Raw genomic sequence first — 21,398 nt, 5'->3', positions numbered from 1 at the left:
GACCTGCTATGACCCGCGCCTTGCGCAATGTCGCCATCATCGCCCACGTGGACCACGGCAAGACCACGCTGGTTGACCAACTTCTGCGCCAATCCGGTACGTTCCGCGAGAACCAGGCCGTGGCCGAGCGGGTCATGGACTCGAACGATCTCGAAAAAGAACGCGGGATCACCATTCTGGCCAAGAACTGCGCGGTCGAGTACGAAGGCACGCACATCAACATCGTCGACACCCCGGGACACGCGGACTTCGGCGGTGAAGTGGAGCGCGTGCTGTCGATGGTCGACGGCGTGCTGCTGCTGGTCGACGCGGTCGAAGGCCCGATGCCCCAGACCATCTTCGTGACCCGCAAGGCGCTGGCCCTCGGCCTGAAGCCCATCGTCGTGGTCAACAAGATCGATCGTCCGGGCGCCCGTCCCGACTTCGTGATCAACGCGACCTTCGAACTGTTCGACAAGCTCGGCGCGACCGAAGAGCAGCTCGACTTCCCGGTGGTGTACGCCTCGGGCCTGTCGGGTTATGCCGGCCTGACCGCCGACATCCGCGAAGGCGACATGCGTCCGCTGTTCGAAGCCATTCTGCAGCACGTGCCGCAGCGTGAAGACGATCCCAATGGTCCGCTGCAAATGCAGATCATCTCGCTCGATTACAACAGCTACGTCGGCAAGATCGGCGTGGGCCGCATCAACCGTGGCCGTATGCGCCCCGGCATGGACGTGGCTTTCCGCTTCGGTCCCGAAGCCGCCGCTCAGCGCGGCCGCATCAACCAGGTGCTGAAGTTCAGCGGCCTGGAGCGCGTGGTGGTCGACGAAGCCGAAGCCGGCGACATCGTGCTGATCAACGGTATCGAAGACCTGAACATCGGCACCACCGTGACCGATCCGGCCACGCCCGAAGCGCTGCCCGTGCTGCGCATCGACGAGCCCACCCTGACCATGAACTTCATGGTCAACACCTCGCCCCTGGCCGGCCGCGAAGGCAAGTTCGTGACCAGCCGCCAGCTGCGCGACCGTCTCGACCGCGAACTGAAGTCCAACGTGGCGCTGCGTGTGCGCGACACCGGTGACGACACCGTGTTCGAAGTGTCGGGCCGTGGCGAACTGCACCTGACCATTCTGCTCGAAACGATGCGCCGCGAAGGCTATGAACTCGCCGTGTCGCGTCCGCGCGTGGTGTTCAAGGAAGTCGACGGCGTGAAGTGCGAGCCGGTCGAAGCCCTGACGGTCGACGTCGAAGACGGTCACCAGGGTGGCGTCATGGAAGAGCTGGGCCGCCGCAAGGGCGACCTGCAGGACATGCAGCCGGACGGCCGTGGCCGCACCCGCCTCGAATACCTGATCCCGGCCCGTGGCCTGATCGGTTTCCAGAACGAATTCCTGACGCTGACCCGCGGTACCGGCCTGATGAGCCACACGTTCCACGAATACGCGCCGCTCAAGGAAGGTTCGATCGGCGAGCGTCGTAACGGCGTGCTGATCAGCCAGGACAACGGCGACGCCGTTGCCTACGCGCTCTGGAAGCTGCAGGATCGTGGCCGCATGTTCGTGAGCCCGGGCGAGCCGCTGTACGAAGGCATGATCATCGGCATCCACAGCCGCGACAACGACCTGGTCGTGAACCCGATCAAGGGCAAGCAGCTGACCAACGTGCGCGCCTCGGGCACCGACGAAGCCGTGCGCCTGGTGCCGCCGATCCAGCTGACGCTGGAGTACGCGGTCGAGTTCATCGACGACGACGAACTGGTCGAAATCACGCCCAAGTCGATCCGTCTGCGCAAGCGTCACCTGCAAGAGCACGAGCGTCGCCGCGCGTCGCGCGAAGGCGCATAAGCGCCAGGGCAGGGGCGCCGGGATCTCCGGCGCCGCCACCGACAAAGGGTGCATCGGCAACGATGCGCCCTTTGTCATTTGTGGCGTCAGGTGGGCCGGTGCTGATGCCGGTATTCCTGCGTGCGGCCGCCGTAGCCGTAGGCCGCCGCGCGGGCGTCGATGACGTGCACGTACGAAACCTCGTGCAGCGGCTCGAGAATCGCAGCGAACGCGGTATGCACTTCCTTCAGATAGGCCGCCTTCTCGGCCTTGGTGTTGGTCTCGTCGGTCACGCTGATGTCCAGATGGAAGGCGTTGCGGGCGAGATCGGCCAGGCTGCGGCCGCCGACGTACCAGGCCGCCGCGGGGACGTGCAGCACGGTGATGGCGATCACATCCCGTTCTTTGCCCAGCACCCGCTGCGTCAGGTCCATGGTGGCCTGCACGACGCGTTCGTCGCGGGCGGCGTCGGGTGCGCCGGATAGGTGGATCACGATGTGAGGCATGGTGGTTCTCCAAGAGGGGCGGCGGTGCGGTCGCATCCGCCATGACATCAGTCTAGGGAGGCCTTTGACATCGGCAAAACGGGAATTTATGATCGAATCAATCGGTTTTAGCGATGGATAAGCTTATCCCCCGGAAGTCCGCCATGTCACAACTCGATCTCGACCAGCTCCGTACCTTCGCCGCCGTGGCCGACGCCGGCAGCCTGACCGCGGCGGCGCCGCGGGTCTTCCTGTCGCAGTCTTCCGTCAGCGAGCAGATCCGCAAGCTCGAGGAGCGCGCCGGCCAGGTTCTGTTGCGGCGGGGTAAAACCGGCGTGGTGCTGACGCCGGCCGGCGTGCGCCTGCTGGACTACGCCCGCCGCATCCTCGCGCTGGCCGAGCAGGCGCAGCGCGAGATGCGCGGGCTGGCCCTCGAGGGCGATCTGCGTCTGGGGATCACCGACTACTTCCGGCCCAACGAGATCAGCCCGCTGCTGGCCCGCCTGAAGCTGACCTATCCGGGCCTGCGGCTGCGTGTGGAGATCGCCAAGAGCGACCTGGTGCGCGCCGCCTACGCCCGCGGCGAGCTCGACGTGGCGGTGGCCATGCGGGTGACCGAGGCCGGCGCGTCGGACGCGGCCGCCGATCCGGCCTGGGTGCTGCGCCGGGAGCCGCTGGTATGGTTGGCCGGTGAGGGTGTGGATCTCGGCGTGGCGGGCGATCCCGAGGTCTTTGCGGCTGGCGGCGGTACGTCGGGCCCCGATGCCTCGGGCGCCGGGGCGTCGGATGTCGATATGTCAGCCGCGTCCTTGCCGCTGTTGTGCCTCACGGAGTCGTGCTCACTGCGCCAATACACCGAGGGTGTGCTGCGGCGGGCTGGCGTGGCCTATGGGGTGGCCCACGTCACGACCGGGGTGGCGGGCCTGCAGATGGCGCTGGCGGCCGGGCTGGGCGTGGCGTGCCTGAATCGGGGTGCCATGAGCGACGGCATCGTGCCGTGGCGCGGGGCCGGCGCGTTGCCCGCGCTGGGGATGGCGGTATTCGAGGCGCTGCCGCCGCGCGCCGGTGAGGACGCGCGGGCAGGGCAGGTGCGCGACGCGGTGGTCGCGCACTTTCGTTGAGGCGGCTGGCGCGGCCTCAGGCCGGCAGCGACGGGGCGTAGGCCTCGTCCGGCACCTTGACCTTGTCGAAAAACTCCGCGACGCGGCGCACGACTTTCTCGGGATCGTCTTCGATGATGAAGAGATTGAGATCGTGCGCACCGATCATGCCGTTGCCGAGCAGCTGTTCGCCGAGCCAGTCGACCAGACCGCCCCAGAATTCGCTGCCGACGAGAATGATCGGCGCGGGCGGCACCTTGCCGGTCTGGATCAGCGTGAGCGCCTCGAACAGCTCGTCCATGGTGCCGAAGCCGCCCGGCATCGACACGTAGGCCGCGCTGTGCATGAAGAAGGTGGCCTTGCGCGAGTAGAAGTAGTCGAACTGCAGACTGATGGTCTGAAATTCGTTGTTGTGCGCCTCGTGCGGCAGGTTGATGTTCAAGCCGATGCTCGTGCCGCCGGCTTCGAAAGCGCCTTTATTGGCGGCTTCCATGATGCCGGGGCCGCCGCCGGCGATGACCGCGAAGCCTTCGCGCGCCAGCCCGGCGGCGATGGCCACGGTGGTTTCATAATGCGGGGAATCGCGGCTGATCCGCGCGCTTCCGAACACACTTACAGCCGGACCGATATGCGCCAGCTTTTCGGCCGCGGTCTTTATCTCTGACATAATCACCGGTATTTGCATGCCGGCGGGCGTCTCTTTTTCTGCCTTATTAACCATGAAAAAAACCTTGTTGCTGGTGGACGGTTCGAGCTATTTGTATCGAGCCTTTCACGCCATGCCCGATCTGCGCAATGCCCAGGGCGAACCGACCGGGGCACTGTATGGTGTCGTGAACATGCTCAAGAAGCTTGTTCAGGATCATAAGGCACAGTATGCCGCATGCATCTTCGATGCGCGTGGCAAGACGTTTCGCGACGACCTCTACCCTGAGTACAAGTCGCATCGTCCGCCGATGCCTCCCGACCTCTCAGCACAGATCGAGCCCATCCACGAAACCATCCGCGCGCTGGGCTGGCCCCTGCTCGCCATCGAGGGCGTGGAGGCCGACGACATCATCGGCACGCTCGCGCGCCAGGCCGCGGCTCAGGGCATCCACACCATCGTGTCCACCGGTGACAAGGACATGGCGCAGTTGGTCGATCCCCATATTACGCTGGTCAACACGATGAGCGGCGAGACCCTCGATCCGCCCGGCGTGCAGACCAAATTCGGCGTGCCGCCCGAGCGCATCGTCGACTATCTGATGCTGGTGGGCGACGCGGTCGACAACGTGCCGGGCGTGACCAAGGTCGGCCCCAAGACCGCGGTCAAATGGCTGGGCGAATACGGCTCGATCGAAAATCTGGTCGAGCATGCGGCCGACATCAAGGGCGTGGCGGGCAACAACCTGCGCGAAGCCATTCCCAATTTCCCGCTCACGCGTCAGCTCCTCACGATCAAGTGCGACTGTGACCTCACCGGCCACATCGCGGGTATGGACGACCTCACGCCCAAGGCGCAGGACAACGACACGCTGGCCCGCATGTACGACCGCTACGGCTTCCGCACCTGGTTGCGCGAGCTCAGCGGCGAGCCGGAGCGCGTGCCGACCGGCGACGCGCGCGCCGTCGAGGCGGCCCATGTCGCCCCCGTCGAAACCGATTACCGCATCATCACCGAGTGGTCCGATCTCGAAGACTGGATGACGCGCGTCGACGCCGCCGAGCTGGTCGCGCTCGACACCGAGACCACCTCGCTCGACGAAATGCAGGCACGCCTGGTGGGCGTCTCGATGGCGGTCGCGCCCGGCGTCGCCTGCTACATCCCGCTCGCGCATCGCGGCCCCGACACCGGCCCGCAATTGCCCAAGCACGACGTGATCGAACGCCTGCGCGGCTGGCTCGAAGCCGCGGATCGCCCCAAGCTGCTGCATCACGCCAAGTACGACACGCATGTGTTCGCCAACGAAGGCGTGGCGCTGCGCGGCGTGGCCGAAGACACGATGCTGCAGGCTTATGTGCTGGAGTCGCATCGCGGCGTCGGGCTCAACGATCTGGCGCAGCGCTTCCTGGGCCGCAGCGGCGTGAGCTACGAAGACCTCTGCGGCAAGGGTGCCAAGCAGATCGGCTTCGACGAGGTCGCGATCGACAAGGCGGGCTTCTATGCCGCCGAAGACGCCGACTTCACGTTGCAGCTGCATCAGGCGCTGCGTCCGCGCGTGAGCGCCGATGCGGGCCTCGAGCGCACCTATCTGCTCGAAATGCAGGTCTCGCGCGTGCTCAACGTGATCGAGCGCAACGGCGTGCTGGTCGACGCCGCCGAGCTCGGCCGCCAGAGCAATGTGCTGGGCCGCGAGATGCTTTCGCTCGAGCAGCGCGCCTACGAGCTGGCGGGCCAGCCGTTCAACCTCAATTCGCCCAAGCAATTGGGTGAGATCCTGTTCGGCCGCATGGGCCTGCCGGTGGTGCGCAAGACCGCGAGCGGCGCGCCGTCCACCGACGAAGAAGTGTTGTCCAAACTGGCTCAGGATTACCCGTTGCCGCAGGTGCTGCTCGAGTACCGGGGTCTGTCCAAGCTCAAGTCCACCTACACCGACAAACTACCGCGCATGATCAACCCGGCCACGGGCAGGGTGCACACGCATTACTCGCAGGCCGCGGTGATCACGGGCCGGCTGGCGTCGTCCGATCCCAACCTGCAAAACATCCCGGTGCGTACCGAGGCGGGCCGCCGCGTGCGCGAGGCCTTCATCGCGTCCGAAGGGCGCGTCTTGCTGTCGGCCGACTATTCCCAGATCGAGCTGCGCATCATGGCGCACGTCTCCGATGACGCGAACCTGCAGCGCGCCTTCGCCGCGGGCGAAGACATCCACCGCGCCACGGCCGCCGAGGTGTTCGGCGTGGCCCTCGACGAGGTGACGAGCGATCAGCGCCGCGCCGCCAAGGCCATCAACTTCGGCCTCATCTATGGCATGGGCGTGTTCGGTCTGGCCTCCAACCTCGGCATCACGCGCGACGCCGCCCAGCAGTACATCGACCGCTACTTCACGCGCTATCCCGGCGTGGCACGCTACATGGACGTCACGCGTCATCAGGCGCGCGATCAGGGCTACGTCGAGACGGTCTTTGGCCGACGCCTGCAGTTGCCCGACATCCGCGCCGCGTCGGGCCCGCGCCGGCAGGGCGCCGAGCGCGCCGCCATCAACGCGCCGATGCAGGGCACGGCGGCCGACCTGATCAAGCTGGCCATGGTGGCCGCCCAGGATTGGCTGGATGCCGAAGGGCTCGAGAGCCGCATCATCATGCAGGTGCACGACGAACTCGTGCTCGAGGTGCCGGAGTCCGAGCTCGAGCGGGTGCGCGAGCGCCTGCCGCGTCTGATGAGCGATGTGGCCGAGCTGCGCGTGCCGCTGATTGCCGAAGTCGGCATGGGCCACAACTGGGAACAGGCGCATTGAGGCGCCTGTGCAGGGAGCGCGTCCGCGCGTTCCCTGCCGCGCTGCCCGGCTGGCCGAGGCCGATTTCCTCCCGCGCGGCTGCAACGATATAATGTTGCGCTTTCGCCCCCCACCGATTTTCTCCCCATGTTGCTACTCTGGATCGTCCTGGCCACGATTGCTGGCGGTCTGATCGCCATCTCGGTCGCGAGCTGGCTCGCCTATCGCGTCTTTGCCCGTTATCTCCATCACATGGTCAGCCTGTCGGTGGGCGTTCTGCTGTCGGTCGCGCTCCTGCATCTGCTGCCCGAGGCGTTCGAGTCGGCGCAAGCCGATGTGCACACGCTCTTCGGCCTGATGCTTGCCAGCCTCATCGGCTTTTTCGTGCTCGAGAAGATCGCGCTGCTGCGCCATAGCCATCACCACGAAGGCGATGGGCACCACCACCACAAGGGTCACGATCGCCACGAGGCGGGGCGCGGCGGCGTGCTGATCCTGATCGGCAGTTCGCTGCACAACCTGTGCGACGGTGTTCTGGTCGCCGCGGCGTTCCTCACCGATCCGGTGCTGGGCCTGCTGACGGCGGCCTCGATCATCGTGCACGAAGTGCCTCACAAGCTGGGCGACTTCGTGGTGCTGATCAACGCGGGCCTGCAGCGCAAGCGCGCGTTCGGGTTGATCCTCTTCACCAGCCTGTGCACGGCCATCGGCGGCGGTGTAGGATATTTCGTGTTGCAGGAAGCGCAGAACCTCGTTCCGTACGTGCTGGTGATCGCCGCCAGCAGCTTCCTGTATATCTCGGTAGCCGACCTGATGCCGCAAATGCACGAGCGGGTGACGTTGGCCGATGCGGTGCCACAGCTGCTGCTGGTGGGCATCGGTGTCGTCATCATTTATGGCGTCACCTCGTTCATGCATCACGGCCACGACCACGGCCACGATCACGCCCACGACCACGGTCCTGCGCGTATCGAGGCACCGCACACGCATTGATCTCGCGGTCGCGCGGGCTGGCTGCCGGGACCTCTTCCATCCCGTCAGGAGTCCGCCCATGAATTTTGCCGCCGCCGCCGGCCAGCCCGCCGACACCACCATTCACACCGACGCCGCCGGCCTCGTGCACGGCGACTTCGCCCTGCCGGTGGCCGATGGCACGCAGAACGCCTATTACGCCGCGCCCGCGGGCAAGGACAAGCTGCCGGTCATCCTGGTGGTCCAGGAGATCTTCGGCGTCCATGAGCACATCAAGGACCTCTGCCGCCGGCTCGCGCATGCCGGCTATCTGGCGATCGCCAGCGAGCTCTATCAGCGCCAGGGCGACGCTTCGGCGTACGACGACATTCCCAAGCTGATTTCCGAGCTCGTGGCCAAAGTGCCCGACGAGCAGGTCTACGCGGACCTCGACGCCTGCGTAGCCTGGGCCGGCAAGAACGGCGGCGACACGAGCCGCCTGGGCATCACTGGCTTTTGCTGGGGCGGGCGCATCACCTGGATGTACAGCGCCCACAATCCCAAGGTGCGGGCCGGCGTGGCCTGGTACGGCAAGCTGGCGGAAGGCCACGGCCCGCTGATCAAGCAGGTGCCCCTCGACATCGCGGGTCAGCTGCATGGCCCGGTGCTGGGGCTGTATGGCGCGCAGGATCACAGCATTCCGCTCGCCGACATCGACACCATGAAGCAACGGCTGCAGTCGGGTAACGACGCCAGCAAGGCGTCGAGCTTCGTGGTGTATCCCGAGTCCGGTCACGCGTTCCTGGCCGATTACCGGCCGAGCTACCGCGCCGAAGACGCGCGCGACGGCTGGGCCCGCATGCTGACGTGGTTCCAGCGTCACCTGGGCTGATCGCCCGACAAGGCGGCCCGGATCCGGGCCGCCTTTGCTTTGGTATCAGTTGCCCGCGTCGCGCAGACGGCTGGGCAGCAGTTCGCCGTGGCGCGCCAGCAGCGGGTAGGCCGAGGCGCCGATGAGATGAGAGTTGATGCCCTTCATGTCGCGCAGGATGTCGAGATAGAGGGCGCCCACATCGGCCGACTCGACCTTGCCCGACTTGATCTGCGCGAGATGCGTGTCGGCGGCTTCGGCCTCGAGCGCGCGAAAGCGTGATTTCTCGCCCGCGAGCGCGCGGGCCTGGCGCACGTCGTCGTTCACGAACAGTGCCGCCGCCTGACGCTGATTGGCGATGAGGGCGGCGAGCGTTTCGTCGATCCGGTCGCGCTGCTCCGGCGTGAGCGCCAATCCCTGCTTGCGCAGCTTGCCCACGTGGCCCAGCAGCCCGTGATACGCGATGTCGGCAGCGTGCCCGATGTTGCTGGCGAAGGCGATGATGCTGTCCACGCGCTGGCGATCTTCCTGCGTCATGTTTTCGTGGTCCAGCGTCGCCACGTAGGTCGTGATGGCGTTTTCGAGCTTGTCGACGGCCGTGTCGATCTGACGCGCCTGCACCATGCGGTGGCGGTTGTCGCGCTTGAAGCCGGCGCGCGCGTAGAGCAGCAGGGTCTGCAGCATGTCGGTCAGGCGCAGCGATTCGCGCGCCGCGTTGCCCAGTGCCACGGCAGGAACGTCATGCGCCCATTCGTCGAGGTATTGCGGCCGGGACGGGTCGTTGGGATCGGCCCGCTTGGGCAGCCAACGGGTGAGAAAGGCCGCATACGGCGTGAGGAGCGGCAGGAACACCAGCGCGATCACGATGTTGAAGAGCGTGTGGAAGTTGGCGACCGCGCGCGCGGAATCGCCGCTCGCCATGCCGGAGAGCCAAGGCTCGATCCATGGCAGCAGGATCACGCCCACCAGCACGCCCGCGACGCGGGTGAGCAGGTTGCCCAGCGGCAGGCGGCGAGCGGCCGGGTCATCGCCCGTCACGCCTTCGAGCATCGGATTCACCGCGGTGCCCAGGTTGGCGCCCAGCACCAGCGCGAACGCCACGTGCGGTTCGACGATGCCGTGACTCACCAGCGACATGATGAGCACGACGACGGCGACGCTGGAATGGGCGGCCCAGGTGAGGGCGGCCGCGATCAGCACGGCCGCCACCGGCTGGCTGCCGAGGGCGCCCAGGATCACCGCCAGCAGCGGCGCGCTTTCGAAGGGGGCGAAGAGCTCCACCAGCAGATGCAGGGCCATCAACAGCAGACCCAGGCCGATGAAGACCCGCCCGAGGTCGCGCGAGCGGCCGGGCTGCGAACGGCGGAACATCCATACGCCGATCAGGATCAGGATGGGCGCGGCGGCCGTGAGATCGAACGACAGCAACTGCACGATCAGCGTGGTGCCGACGTTGGCGCCCAGCATGGCGGCGAGCGCGGGGACCAGGCTCACCACGCCACCGGCCGCAAAGCCGGTGATCATCAGGCCCGTCGCGGTGCTGCTCTGCAACACCGCCGTGATGCCCAGACCGGCCAGAAAAGCGCGCAGCCGCGTGCCGAGCGCCTTGCCCAACGCTGCGCTCAGCGCCGCGCCGAACGCGCGCTGCACACCCGTCTGCACCATATGCACGCCCCACAGCAGCAGGGCGACGTATCCCGCGAAATCCAATAACGGCAACAGTCCCGACATGACACTCCTCAGGCCTGACTTTCCGCCGGGTGCCGACCCGGCGGAAATATGACATGAAATAATTTTGTAATGATCGCATGCGGCGGCGCGCAATGGACACGTTTAGGTGGTGCTTTCGATTCGTGTCCGCCCCATTCTGCGCCCAACCTTGCGCGGGTGGTATGCCCGCGTATCATGGGCGCGAATCATGTTCCCCGTTTGACACCAGCAGGAGTGGCCGTGGCGGTATCCGTATTCGATCTCTTCAAGATAGGCATTGGGCCGTCCAGCTCGCATACCGTCGGACCCATGCGCGCCGCGCTGCTGTTCGCGCAGGGTCTGGAGCGCGATGGCCTGTTGCCTCGTGTCGCCCACGTGCGCGCCGAACTCTACGGCTCGCTCGGCGCGACGGGCAAGGGACACGGAACCGACAAAGGGGTGATGCTCGGCCTGATGGGCGAGGCGCCCGACACCGTGGATCCGGTGGCGGTGGCGGGCATGCTGCAGGCCGTGCGCGCCAGCCGCGTGATGCCGGTGCTCGGTCATCATCGCGTGCCGTTCATCGAAAAGGAACACCTGCTGTTCTATCGCCGCGAAGCCATGGCCGAACATCCAAACGGCATGAAGTTCCACGCCTTCGATGCCGAGGGCAATTCGCTGCGCGAGGCTCGCTATCTCTCGGTGGGCGGCGGCTTCGTCGTGACCGCCGGCGCGGCGAATGCCCAGGTCATCGCGGCCCACGATCAACTGCCGTTTCCGTTCCGCACCGGGCGTGAGCTGCTGCACATGTGCCGTACCAGCGGCCTGTCGGTCGCCGGCCTCATGATGCGCAACGAACTGACCTGGCGCGCCCAGGACGAGATCGAGGCGGGCCTCGACCGGATCTGGGAGGTCATGCAGGCCTGTGTCTCGCGCGGCTGTGGCATCGATTACCCCGAGGCCGACGGCGATCTGCCGGGGCCGCTCAAGGTGCGCCGGCGTGCCGCCGAGCTCTACCGCAGCCTCACGCAGCGCGCCGAGCGCGCGCTGGCGGATCCCTTGTCGGCGCTCGACTGGGTCAATCTGTATGCCATGGCGGTCAACGAAGAAAACGCCGCCGGCGGCCGGGTCGTGACGGCGCCCACCAACGGCGCGGCCGGCATCATTCCCGCCGTCATGCACTACTACGATCGTTTCGTGCCAGGTGCGTCGCAAGCGGGCATCCGCGAATTCCTGCTGACAGCCGCCGCCATCGGGCTGCTCTACAAATACAACGCGTCGCTGTCGGGCGCCGAAGTCGGCTGCCAGGGCGAGGTGGGCGTGGCCTGTTCGATGGCGGCCGGGGCATTGGCCGCGGTGCTCGGCGGAACGGTCGAGCAGGTCGAGAACGCGGCCGAGATCGGCATGGAGCACAACCTCGGCCTGACCTGCGACCCGGTCGGCGGTCTGGTGCAGATCCCCTGTATCGAGCGCAACGCCATGGCATCGGTCAAGGCCGTCAACGCCGCCCGCATGGCGCTGCGCGGCGACGGCAAGCATTATGTGTCGCTGGATTCGGTGATCAAGACCATGCGCGAAACCGGCGCCGACATGAAGACCAAGTACAAGGAAACCGCCCGCGGCGGTCTGGCCGTGAACATCGTGGAATGCTGAAATGAAGCGGGGGGCGCATGGCGCCCCCCGCTGATGGCTCTGCGTGGGTCAGAGCTGTTCTTCGTTGATCAGGTCTTCCTTGCCGTAGAACTTCACGCCGATGTGGATGCGTTCGCGGCCCTGCGAACGGCGATGGCGGTTGGTGTCGCGCAGCGAATAGACGCAGCCGCAATACTCTTGCTGATAGAAGTTTTCGCGCTTGCTGATCTCGATCATGCGCGCCGATCCGCCGCCCTTGCGCCAGTTGTAGGTCCAGTAGATCAGGTCGTCGTAGCGACCGGCCGCGCGCTCGCCGCAGCCGTTGATCTGGTTCATGTCTTTCCAGCGCGAGATGCCGAGCGAACTGGTGATGGTATCGAAGCCATGTTCGTGGGCGTAGAGCGCGGTGCGCTCGAAGCGCATGTCGAAGCACACCGTGCAGCGCTCGCCGCGCTCGGGCGAATCCTCGAGACCCTTGACCCGATCGAACCAGTTGTCCATGTCGTAGTCGGCATCGATGAATTCGATGCCGTGCTGCTCGGCGAACCGGATGTTTTCCTGCTTGCGGATCTCGTACTCTTTGACCGGATGAATGTTCGGGTTGTAGAAGTAGATCGCGTAGTCGATGCCCGAGGCGGTCATGGCTTCCATGACCTCGCCGGAGCAGGGGGCGCAGCACGAGTGCATCAGCACCTTGCTGCGGCCCTTGGGCAGTTCGAGTTTGGGGCGCACGAGTTCGGACATGGCAAAAAGCGGGCTTTCAGGCGGAAAACCGTTATTTTACGACGACTTGCAGCAGCGCTGCCACTCAGGCGGACGGCGCCCCCAGCACCGCGTCCCAGAGCTGGGTCACGGCCTGCCGTTCTTCGGTGAGCTGATCCGCCGGCACCCGCGCCTTGTCGATGCCCTTGAGACGCAGCTTGTGCTGGGCGCGCCGCAGCGTGCGATAGGCATCGCCGGCGGCGCGCGCGGCCGCGGGATCGATCAGCCCGGCTTCGCCCGCCAGGCGCAGCAGGGTGATGTTGCCCAGGTTGTTGACCAGCACGCGATGTTCGCCCGCGTGGCACAGCACCAGATACTGCGTGACGAATTCCACATCGACCATGCCGCCACGATCGTGCTTGAGATCGAACAGGCCGCTGGTATTGGGGTGACCGGCATTGATCTTTTCACGCATGCTCAACACCTCTTCGCGCAGCTTCGCGGCATCCCGCGGCGTGACCAGGATGTCGGCCCGGATGCGCTCGAAGGCGGCGCCCACGGTGGTGTCACCGGCCGCGTAGCGGGCGCGCGTGAGCGCCTGGTGTTCCCATGGCCAGGCATGCTTGCGCTGATACTGCTCGAAGGCTTCGAGCGACACGGCCAGCAGGCCGGCGTCGCCGTCGGGGCGCAGGCGCAGGTCGATCTCGTAGAGCCGGCCCGACGAGGTCATGGTCGAGAGCCATGAGGTCATCCGGCGGCCGAGTTTGGCGTAGAGCTCCGGCGCGTCTTCGCGCGGGTCGTCGAACACGAACACCAGATCCAGATCCGAGGCGTAGCCCAGTTCTTTGCCGCCCAGCTTGCCGTAGGCGATCACGGCGAAGCGCGGCTCGGCGCCCGCCTGACGATTGACCAGCGGCCAGACGCGCCGGATGGTTTCGGCCAGCAGCAGATCGGCCAGCGCCGACAGCTGGTCCGCGAGCTTCTCGACCGTGAGCTCGCCCTCCAGGTCCTGGGCCAGCAGCTGAAAGCTGGCCTGACGCTGGACGTCGCGCATGAGGTTCATCTGCTGTTCGATGTCGGGCTCGCCGCCGGGCAGCACGCAGGCATCAAGATCGGCGGACAGGCTGCGCGCGATCTGAGCGAAGTCCAGCGCCTGGAACAGCGTGCGCCAGTCGATCAGGCTGTCGAGCAGCAGGGGATGCTGAGTGAGGTATTGAGCGGCCCACGGGCTCGCGGCCACCATGCGCGCCACGCGCGCCAGGGTGTCGGGATACTCGGCCAGCAGCGCTAGATAGGCGCTGCGCTGGGCGATCGCTTCGATCAGGTCGAGCAGGCGCGTCGCGGCATCCATGGGCGCGGGCGTCTGTTGCGCGGCGGCCAGCGCCGCCGGCAGCAGCGCCTCGAGCCGGCGTCGGCTGCTCTCCGGCAGACTGCGGATGCGGTGGCTGCCGAGCAGCGATTCGGTGCGGCGCACGAGATCGGGCGCCTGCTCGCCAAAGGCCGCCTGGATCTGGCTCGCGAGCCGGTCTTCGGCATCGCCGTCGGTGTCACCGGCTGCCTGGGCGTTGCCCTGGGCGCCCGTATCCTGGGCGGGCGCGCGTTCCTGCTGTTCCTCTTCGCCCATGCCGGCCAGCCGGAACGCATTGCGGAAGGTCTGCGAGACGAACTGCCGGTGCGCGGCGAGCGTCTGCTCGAATTCTTCGGGGCTCAGGCCCAGCGCCTGGGCCAGCGCGGCGCGCTGCGCGGGGTCGCCCGGCAGCAGGTGGGTCTGTTCGTCTTCGCGATACTGCAGCATGTGCTCGGTGCGGCGCAGGAAGCGATACGCCGCCTCGAGCCGCTCGGCGTCTTCCGCGCCGAGCAGGCCGGCCTGGCGTTCGGCATGCAGCGCTTCGAGCAATCCACGGCGCTGCAGCGCGGGCATGCGGCCGCCCCGGATCAGTTGCGACAGCTGCACCACGAACTCGATTTCGCGGATGCCGCCGTCGCCCAGCTTGATGTTGTTGGCGCTGTCCACGCCATTGCGCGACAGCGCGCGGCGCTGCCAGTCCTGGCGGATGCGTTCGCGCAGCGAGCGCAGCGCGGCCAGCGCGTCGAAATCGAAGTACTTGCGGTACACGAACGGCACGCGCAGGCTCTCGAGCACGCGCTCCTGCGGCGCGCTATCGCTGCCCGCGAAGGCCTGCGCCGGGATCAGGCGCGCCTTGAGCCACGCATAGCGCTCCCACTCGCGGCCCTGGCCGATCAGGTAGTGTTCGAACGCATCCAGGCTCCAGGCCAGCGGGCCCGCGTCGCCGTCGGGGCGCAGCCGCAGGTCGGTGCGGAACACCTGACCCTCGGCATCGACCTCGGAGATCACCGGCATCATGCGGCGCGTCAGTCGGCCATAGAACTCATGATTGCTGATGCGGCGGGGGCCATCGGTCTCGCCCTCGTCGCCATACAGCATGACCAGGTCGATATCGGACGAGACGTTGAGCTCGCAACCGCCCAGCTTTCCCATGCCGACGATCAGCATCTCCTGCGGTTCGCCGCCGCTCTGTTCGCGCGGCAGGCCATGGGTGGCGGCGAGTTCTGCGGCGACGCTGCGGTATGCCGTGGCCACGGCCGTATCGGCCAGTGCCGTCATCGCGCCCACGACTTCTTCGAGATCCGCCAGCCCGGCCACGTCACGCACGATCAGGGCCAGAAACACGCGCTCGCGCAGGCGCCGCAACACGACACGGCACTGCTCCACGCTCAGGGTGTCGGGCGCGTCCGGTCCGGCGAGTTCGGCCTGCCACGATGCCAGCACATTGGGCGTGACGGCGTGCGGTGCGGCCGAGGTCAGCCAGGCGGCCAGATCGGGATGCGCGTCGAGGCGGCGGCGCAGATGCCCGGACCAGGCGAGGGCAGGAGCCAGCAGATCGGATCGAGTCATGATGTATTTCGCTACAAAAGAGGCGGGCGAGCCCGTCAGGCAGTTCGCCGGCGCTGCGCAGGACGGACAGGTTTAATGTATAAGGGGACGATACCTGAGAATGCACTTTCCCGATCATCCAACGTGTCCGTTTCCCGCAAATTGATCCGACGCCTGTTCTGGGGGCTATTTGCCCTCTATTGCGTGGCGGCCGCCGGTTTCATCGGGCTGCGGTATTGGGTGCTGCCGCAGGTGGACCGCTGGCGGCCGGACATCGAACAATACGCCAGCGAGACGCTGGGCACCAAGGTCTCGATCGAACACCTGAGCGCCGATTGGCGTGGACTCAATCCGCGACTGCGGCTGCTGGGCGTCAGCATCCACGACCCGCAGACCGGGCAGTCCGTGCTCGAACTGCCCAAGGTGGCGGCCACGCTCGGCTGGCGCAGCGTGCTGCTGCTCTCGCCGCGGCTCCTGAATCTGCGCATCGACAACGCCGACGTGACCTTGCGGCGCGCCGCGGATAATCATCTTTGGGTCGCGGGGCAGTCATTCGATCTCAGCGAAACGGGCGACGGCCAGTCGCCGCTCATGCGCTGGCTCATGCGTCAGCGCGAGTTGAGCCTGCACGGCGCGACCTTGCGCTGGCAGGACGAGCTGCGGCAGGTGCCCGAAATCGCGCTCACCGACCTGAATTTTGTCGTACGCAACGGCGCCCTGTCGCACCGCTTCGCGCTGCGCGCCCGCCCGCCGGCCGAGTTGGGCGCGTCGCTGAACGTGAAGGGCGAGTACAACCGGGCGCTGTTCGTGCGCGGTGCGTCGCGCGATCCCGCCAACTGGAGCGGCCAACTGTACGCCGAGCTCATCGATGCCGAACCGATGGCCTGGAAGCGCTGGCTCGATCTGCCCGTGCATGTGCAGGGCCGATTCTCCGCGCGGGCCTGGGCCGACATGGCCGCCGGCAAGATCACCGGCTTCAGCGCCGACGCCCTGGCCCGAGGGGGCGCGTGGCGTGCCGACGACGGCAAAACGCAGGCGAAGTTTTCGAGCGCCAGCCTGCATGCCGAAGGATCGCCCGGCGACATCGTGGCGTTCGCCGATGTGCCGCTCGCGCGCAGCGCCGACGGCCGCGGGGTGTCGGTCAGGCTCAAGCTCGATCGGGCGAGCGTGGCCCTGCCCGAGGTGTTCGCCACGCCGACGCTCGATGCGCACCAGGCCGTCTTCGACGGCCGGTGGGTCGAGCCGCCGGGTCAGCCGCTGCGGCTCGACCTGCGCGAGCTCAGTCTGGTCAACGATGACCTGCAGGGCCGTCTGCAAGGCACCTGGCGGGCCGAGGGCAGTACGCCCGCGGGCACGGCCGACCTGCGCGGCAGTCTGTCGCGCGCCGCCATGTCCGCGATTCATCGTTACCTGCCGCTGGAGGTCAACCAGGACGCACGCGACTGGCTTGCCTACGGGCTGCCCGCCGGCGAGATCCGCGACGCGGCCATCACGATCCGGGGCGATCTGGACGGCTTTCCCTTTTCCGCCCCGGGCGCCGTGGGCGAGTTCCGGCTGGCGGGCGCGTATCGCGACGCCATCGTCGATTACGCGCCGGCGCGACCCGGGCGCAAGGCCTGGCCCCGGCTCGAAAACCTCGGCGGCAGCTTTGCCATCGACCGTGCCAGCCTGACCCTGGACTCGCCGGGCGAGGGCCGCATCCGCACCAGCGACAAAGAGACGCTCTCGCTGGGCAAAGTCCACGCCGTGATTCCCGACATGGAGCACGACGCCACGCTCACGGTCGACGGCGATTCGCACGGCTCGGTGCCCGCCTACCTTGCGCTGGTGGCGCATTCCCCGCTGGGTGGCCTGCTCGACGGCGCGCTCGACGAAGCCAGCGGGCAGGGCGACTGGCATGTGCCGCTCAAGCTCGACGTCCCCCTGCTCAACGCCGACGATTCGCGCGTGGCGGGCAAGGTGATCTTCAACGGTGGTAGCTTCCGTTTCATGCCCGAGATCCCGGTGTTCAATCAGGTGCAAGGAGAGCTGCTGTTCACCGAGCGGGGGCTCGAGGTCAAGGACATCAAGGGGCAGTTCCTGGGCGGCCCGGCGCGCGTGTGGGGCAAGATGGAGCAGGGTGCCGAACCGCTGCGGGTCGAAGGCACGCTGGCCGGCGAGGCGCTCGGCGAACTGATTAACGCCCAGGCCATGAAGCGCTTTTCCGGCCGGACTCGCTACAGCGGGCAGCTCAGCTATCTGCGGGGCGGTGCGGTCGACATCTCGGTCAAATCCGACCTCGACGGCCTGGCGATCGACATGCCGGCGCCCGTGGGCAAGCCGGCCGCGAGCGCGCTGCCGCTGTCGCTGCAATGGAGCGCCGCGACCGACGCCGGCGCGCGCGACCGGCGCTGGCTCTCGGGCAGCCTCGGCGAAAACATCAACGTGCTGTTGGAGCGCGACCCGGCGCTGCGCGCCAGTTATTTCTCGCGCGGCGCGGTGGGCGTGAACCGCGCGGCCGTGCTGCCCCCGACGGGCCTCAGCCTCGCGGCGACCGTGCCCGCGCTCGATCTCGATGGCTGGAATACCGTCATCGATGCGTTCGACGAACCCGCGGTGAAGAGCGCGCGCCCGGTGGCGAACAGCCGGCCCGCGCTGCCGCCGGCGGCCCAGGTGAATCTGGCCACCGAGAAGCTGCGTGCGGGCGGTTACGTGCTCGACAATCTGAAGTTGTATGCGCAACGGCCCGCGCCGGATCAATGGCGCGTGGACATCGATTCCCGTCAGGCCAAGGGGGCGCTCGAATGGACCGAAGCGTCGCAGGTGATCGCGGGGCGCATCACCGCGCGCTTCAAACACCTGGCCCTGGGCGGCTCGGACGACACCAACCAGGCCAAGGATGCGCTGAACGAAGGGACCGACCTCTCCGATATTCCCGCCGTCGATCTCGTCGCCGACCAGTTCGTGCTGTACGACAAACCACTGGGCAAGCTGCGGCTGCTGGGCACCAATCTGGAGCGGGGCAAACTCTGGCGTCTCGACACGCTGCAGATCACCAACGACGCGGCCTCGCTCGACGCGACCGGCACCTGGCGGCTCGAGGGCGCTCAGCGCGGCCTGTCGATCGACGTCAAAACTAAGTTCGCGGACATGGGCAAGCTGCTCGACCAGGTCGGCCTGAAGCAGGTGATGGCGGGCGGCAGCGGCACGCTCGACGGCAATCTGTCCTGGCAGGATCTGCCCTGGACGCACAACCTCGCCAATGTGGATGGCGCCTTGTTGCTCAGCCTGGACAAAGGCCGTTTTCTCAACGTCAACTCCCGCACGGCGCGGCTGCTCGAGCTGCTGTCGCTGCAGTCGCTGCAGCGGCTGAGCAAGCTCGATCTGAATCCCGCCGGCGTGCTGCGCGAGGGCTTCCCGTTCGATACGGTGCGGGGCGATGTGGCCATCAACGATGGCTTGGTCCGGACCGAAGGTTTCAAGGTCAACGGCCCGGTGGCCGCCATCGTGCTGGCCGGCACCACCAATATCATCGACGAGCGCTGGGACCTGAAAACGGTGGTGATTCCGAACATCGACGCGAGCGGCGCGGCCGTGGCCACGGCCGCCATCGTGAATCCGCTGATCGGCCTGGGCGCCTTTCTGACGCAGTGGTTGCTCAAGCAACCGCTCGCTCGCGCCATGTCGGCGGAATACGCGGTCACGGGATCCTGGGACGACCCCAAGATCGCCCCGATTGAAACCCGCGTCCCGCGGGTGCAGGAAGATCCGGCGGCCGATTTCGGCACCGGCGGCAGCTGATCGGGCAGCCACGCCCGCCGATTCGACCCATGTAAAACGGGAGCCTCGCGGCTCCCGTTTTCGATACTGCCGACGTTCGGCTTACTTCTTCATCATGTCGAAGAATTCGGCGTTCGTCTTGGTGGCGCGCATCTTGTCGACGATGAACTCCATCGACTGGATTTCGTCCATGTCGTGGATGAACTTGCGCAGCACCCACACCTTTTGCAGCAGCTCGGGCTTGATGAGCAGCTCTTCGCGGCGGGTACCCGACTTGTTCAGGTTGATGGCCGGATAGACACGCTTCTCGGCCAGACGGCGCTCGAGGTGGACTTCGGAGTTGCCGGTGCCCTTGAATTCTTCATAGATGACTTCATCCATGCGGCTGCCGGTTTCGATCAGCGCGGTGCCCAGGATGGTGAGCGAACCGCCTTCTTCGAGATTGCGCGCCGCGCCGAAGAAGCGCTTGGGGCGCTGCAGGGCGTTGGCGTCGACACCGCCGGTGAGCACCTTGCCGGAGGCCGGCACCACGGTGTTGTAGGCACGCGCCAGACGGGTGATCGAGTCGAGCAGGATCACCACGTCCTTCTTCATTTCGACCAGGCGCTTGGCCTTTTCGATCACCATTTCGGCGACCTGCACGTGGCGGGTGGCCGGTTCGTCGAAGGTCGAGGCCACGACTTCGCCGCGCACGGTGCGCTGCATTTCGGTGACTTCTTCGGGGCGCTCGTCGACGAGCAGGACGATCAGGACGGCGTCGGGGTAGTTGGTCGTGATGGCATGCGCGATGTGCTGCATCATCACGGTCTTGCCCGACTTCGGCGGCGCCACGATCAGGCCGCGCTGGCCTTTACCGATCGGGGCGAAGATGTCGAGGATACGGCCGGTGAGGTTTTCTTCGCTCTTGATCTCGCGTTCCAGACGCATCACCTGGTTCGGGTGCAGCGGCGTCAGGTTCTCGAACATGATGCGGTGCTTGATGGTCTCGGGCGTGACGCCGTTGACCTTGTCGACCTTCACCAGGGCAAAGTAGCGCTCGCCATCCTTGGGCGTGCGGACTTCGCCTTCGATCGAGTCACCCGTGTGCAGGTTGAAGCGGCGGATCTGCGAGGGCGAGATGTAGATGTCGTCCGTGCTGGCCAGATACGACGTTTCGGGCGAGCGCAGGAAGCCGAAGCCGTCGGGCAGGACTTCGAGGACGCCGTCGCCGAAGATCTGCTCGCCTTGCTTGGCGCGCCGCTTCATGATGGCGAACATCAACTCCTGCTTGCGCAGGCGGTTGGCGTTCTCGATTTCCAGGCCAGCGGCCATTTCCAGCAGCTGCGACACGTGCAGCGCCTTCAGTTCATTGAGGTGCATCGCGGTGAAATAGGGGGAAAAGAGGGAGACGGGATCTGGCGGCAGGCCACGGACGGGCCCGCGCGGTAGTGTCGCGCCGCTTGCGTATTCCGGGAGCGTGGCTCCCGGCGCAGCGCGGCGCGGTCCGCAGCGCGTATTTTACAACGCGCTGTCCAGAAAGGCGGTCAGTTGAGACTTGGACAGGGCACCGACCTTGGTCGCGGCAGCCTGGCCGTTCTTGAAGAGCATGAGGGTCGGAATGCCACGCACGGCGTACTTGGCGGCGGTTTCCTGGTTTTCATCGACGTTGAGCTTGGCGACCGTCAGGCGGCCGGCGTACTCGGTGGCGACTTCTTCGAGGATCGGCGCAATCATCTTGCAGGGACCACACCAGGCGGCCCAGTAGTCGACCAGCACGGGCTGGGCCGATTGGAGCACGTCGCCTTCGAAGCTGGCGTCGCTGACGTTCTTGATTTGCTCGCTCATGGATCTGATTCTCGACGGGGGGAGGAGGGATGGGCCGGAACTACTGCCCCGGGGGCCCGGGGACCGGCTCGCCAGTGGCGCGCCTGCGGCAGCCGCCCTCTGTGACTTGTTAGGGTAAGGATTAAAGCATACCACTGTCGATAACAACAGGGTTTGCCGGTTTTGTGTAGCATGATGCGGCGCAACCGGCTCCCCAGCCGGGCGCATCCTGTCCATCCTACCGAATTCCGGGTTGCTCAGCTCGTGCGCATTCCACCGAAAG

The 21,398-nt window shown here is 66.6% G+C and carries 14 protein-coding genes; 7 read left to right on the top strand and 7 right to left on the bottom strand.

Annotated elements, in window-relative coordinates; translation table 11 throughout:
- Window positions 1–8 precede the first annotated feature (8 nt).
- Complete coding sequence (typA, locus tag CAL25_RS12790; protein ID WP_094800540.1) at window positions 9–1,829, top strand: translational GTPase TypA; 1,821 nt, start codon at window positions 9–11, stop codon at window positions 1,827–1,829.
- An 86-nt stretch (window positions 1,830–1,915) separates the two neighbouring features.
- Here the strand turns inward: typA and CAL25_RS12785 are convergent, their stop codons facing one another.
- Window positions 1,916–2,314 carry a tautomerase family protein gene (locus CAL25_RS12785; protein WP_094800539.1) on the bottom strand — a complete coding sequence of 133 codons (399 nt, stop codon included), beginning with the start codon at window positions 2,312–2,314 and terminating at the stop codon, window positions 1,916–1,918.
- A 143-nt stretch (window positions 2,315–2,457) separates the two neighbouring features.
- On the opposite strand from CAL25_RS12785, the gene CAL25_RS12780 reads away from it, so the two are divergent.
- Window positions 2,458–3,414 carry a LysR family transcriptional regulator gene (locus CAL25_RS12780; protein WP_094800537.1) on the top strand — a complete coding sequence of 319 codons (957 nt, stop codon included), beginning with the start codon at window positions 2,458–2,460 and terminating at the stop codon, window positions 3,412–3,414.
- A gap of 16 nt (window positions 3,415–3,430) precedes the next feature.
- On the opposite strand, the gene CAL25_RS12775 is transcribed toward CAL25_RS12780, so the two are convergent.
- Entirely contained in the window at window positions 3,431–4,060 is a 630-nt protein-coding gene (locus CAL25_RS12775; protein ID WP_094800535.1) for a TIGR00730 family Rossman fold protein, read from the bottom strand.
- A gap of 52 nt (window positions 4,061–4,112) precedes the next feature.
- On the opposite strand from CAL25_RS12775, the gene polA reads away from it, so the two are divergent.
- From polA to CAL25_RS12760, 3 genes are all read left to right on the top strand, one after another.
- Window positions 4,113–6,833: a DNA polymerase I gene (gene polA / locus CAL25_RS12770; protein WP_094800533.1), complete on the top strand. Its 2,721-nt coding sequence runs from the start codon at window positions 4,113–4,115 to the stop codon at window positions 6,831–6,833.
- A 126-nt stretch (window positions 6,834–6,959) separates the two neighbouring features.
- Entirely contained in the window at window positions 6,960–7,805 is an 846-nt protein-coding gene (locus tag CAL25_RS12765; protein WP_094800531.1) for a ZIP family metal transporter, read from the top strand.
- 58 nt (window positions 7,806–7,863) lie between these two features.
- On the top strand, window positions 7,864–8,655 hold the full coding sequence (locus CAL25_RS12760; protein ID WP_094800529.1) for a dienelactone hydrolase family protein: 792 nt from the start codon (window positions 7,864–7,866) through the stop codon (window positions 8,653–8,655).
- Between the two features lie 45 nt (window positions 8,656–8,700).
- On the opposite strand, the gene CAL25_RS12755 is transcribed toward CAL25_RS12760, so the two are convergent.
- Window positions 8,701–10,365: a Na/Pi cotransporter family protein gene (locus CAL25_RS12755; protein WP_094800527.1), complete on the bottom strand. Its 1,665-nt coding sequence runs from the start codon at window positions 10,363–10,365 to the stop codon at window positions 8,701–8,703.
- 219 nt (window positions 10,366–10,584) lie between these two features.
- Here CAL25_RS12755 and CAL25_RS12750 point away from each other — a divergent pair, with 219 nt between their 5' ends.
- Window positions 10,585–11,976 carry an L-serine ammonia-lyase gene (locus CAL25_RS12750; protein ID WP_094800525.1) on the top strand — a complete coding sequence of 464 codons (1,392 nt, stop codon included), beginning with the start codon at window positions 10,585–10,587 and terminating at the stop codon, window positions 11,974–11,976.
- Between the two features lie 48 nt (window positions 11,977–12,024).
- Here CAL25_RS12750 and CAL25_RS12745 read toward each other — a convergent pair whose 3' ends face one another.
- Both CAL25_RS12745 and glnE read right to left on the bottom strand, forming a co-directional pair.
- Complete coding sequence (locus CAL25_RS12745; RefSeq protein ID WP_094800523.1) at window positions 12,025–12,699, bottom strand: epoxyqueuosine reductase QueH; 675 nt, start codon at window positions 12,697–12,699, stop codon at window positions 12,025–12,027.
- Between the two features lie 64 nt (window positions 12,700–12,763).
- Entirely contained in the window at window positions 12,764–15,574 is a 2,811-nt protein-coding gene (gene glnE, locus CAL25_RS12740; RefSeq protein WP_094800521.1) for a bifunctional [glutamate--ammonia ligase]-adenylyl-L-tyrosine phosphorylase/[glutamate--ammonia-ligase] adenylyltransferase, read from the bottom strand.
- Between the two features lie 123 nt (window positions 15,575–15,697).
- On the opposite strand from glnE, the gene CAL25_RS12735 reads away from it, so the two are divergent.
- Complete coding sequence (locus tag CAL25_RS12735) at window positions 15,698–19,333, top strand: YhdP family protein (protein ID WP_249279058.1); 3,636 nt, start codon at window positions 15,698–15,700, stop codon at window positions 19,331–19,333.
- A gap of 81 nt (window positions 19,334–19,414) precedes the next feature.
- On the opposite strand, the gene rho is transcribed toward CAL25_RS12735, so the two are convergent.
- Together rho and trxA are read right to left on the bottom strand one after the other, a co-directional pair.
- Window positions 19,415–20,671: a transcription termination factor Rho gene (gene rho, locus CAL25_RS12730; RefSeq protein ID WP_094800517.1), complete on the bottom strand. Its 1,257-nt coding sequence runs from the start codon at window positions 20,669–20,671 to the stop codon at window positions 19,415–19,417.
- A 138-nt stretch (window positions 20,672–20,809) separates the two neighbouring features.
- Window positions 20,810–21,136 (bottom strand): thioredoxin TrxA, encoded by a 327-nt coding sequence (gene trxA, locus CAL25_RS12725; RefSeq protein WP_094800515.1) that lies wholly within the window; start codon window positions 21,134–21,136, stop codon window positions 20,810–20,812.
- Between the last annotated feature and the right edge of the window lie 262 nt (window positions 21,137–21,398).

Origin of the sequence: Bordetella genomosp. 5 (assembly GCF_002261315.1) — a bacterium.
Classification (GTDB): Bacteria; Pseudomonadota; Gammaproteobacteria; order Burkholderiales; family Burkholderiaceae_B; genus Bordetella.
Note: the sequence above shows the minus strand (reverse complement) of the source record. Positions and strands in the feature narration are given on the sequence as shown.

Coding starts and splice junctions, on each gene's coding strand:
- typA (WP_094800540.1), top strand. CDS start 9: ATGACCCGCGCCTTGCGCAATGTCGCCATCATCGCCCACGTGGACCAC.
- rho (WP_094800517.1), bottom strand. CDS start 20,671: ATGCACCTCAATGAACTGAAGGCGCTGCACGTGTCGCAGCTGCTGGAA.
- CAL25_RS12785 (WP_094800539.1), bottom strand. CDS start 2,314: ATGCCTCACATCGTGATCCACCTATCCGGCGCACCCGACGCCGCCCGC.
- CAL25_RS12780 (WP_094800537.1), top strand. CDS start 2,458: ATGTCACAACTCGATCTCGACCAGCTCCGTACCTTCGCCGCCGTGGCC.
- CAL25_RS12760 (WP_094800529.1), top strand. CDS start 7,864: ATGAATTTTGCCGCCGCCGCCGGCCAGCCCGCCGACACCACCATTCAC.
- CAL25_RS12775 (WP_094800535.1), bottom strand. CDS start 4,060: ATGTCAGAGATAAAGACCGCGGCCGAAAAGCTGGCGCATATCGGTCCG.
- CAL25_RS12765 (WP_094800531.1), top strand. CDS start 6,960: ATGTTGCTACTCTGGATCGTCCTGGCCACGATTGCTGGCGGTCTGATC.
- CAL25_RS12755 (WP_094800527.1), bottom strand. CDS start 10,365: ATGTCGGGACTGTTGCCGTTATTGGATTTCGCGGGATACGTCGCCCTG.
- trxA (WP_094800515.1), bottom strand. CDS start 21,136: ATGAGCGAGCAAATCAAGAACGTCAGCGACGCCAGCTTCGAAGGCGAC.
- polA (WP_094800533.1), top strand. CDS start 4,113: ATGAAAAAAACCTTGTTGCTGGTGGACGGTTCGAGCTATTTGTATCGA.
- CAL25_RS12745 (WP_094800523.1), bottom strand. CDS start 12,699: ATGTCCGAACTCGTGCGCCCCAAACTCGAACTGCCCAAGGGCCGCAGC.
- glnE (WP_094800521.1), bottom strand. CDS start 15,574: ATGACTCGATCCGATCTGCTGGCTCCTGCCCTCGCCTGGTCCGGGCAT.